At 30.9% G+C, this 259-nt stretch carries 1 protein-coding gene; it reads right to left on the bottom strand.

Annotation, left to right across the window (positions count from 1 at the left end; all coding sequences use genetic code 11):
• Positions 1-217: hypothetical protein (locus E1171_RS00070; protein ID WP_155202971.1), on the bottom strand; the 217-nt coding region annotated here is incomplete at its 3' end.
• Between the last annotated feature and the right edge of the window lie 42 nt (positions 218-259).

Here is a 259-nt window from a genome sequence, read left to right as displayed (position 1 = left end):
TTTTATTATCTATTTTTTTATCTGATATAAGGTGATTGTATTTGTCGTTAGTATAAGCCATACTACCACTGTAATACCAATCTTTTCTTTTTCCGAAAAATCGATCATAATAGAGTTCATAGATTCTGAAATAACCATTTACATTTTTTCCGTCTACCGCACTTGCCTCCCATTTACTTGATAGGTGTCGTTCTGTTAAGTTAACTTCTCCTATCATTAATCTAATTTGATTTTTGGGATTGATTCTGTAGCCAATTTC

The sequence above is a fragment of the Xanthovirga aplysinae genome (assembly GCF_009711365.1).
In the GTDB taxonomy this organism is placed as follows: Bacteria; Bacteroidota; Bacteroidia; order Cytophagales; family Cyclobacteriaceae; genus Xanthovirga; species Xanthovirga aplysinae.
Note: the sequence above shows the minus strand (reverse complement) of the source record. Positions and strands in the feature narration are given on the sequence as shown.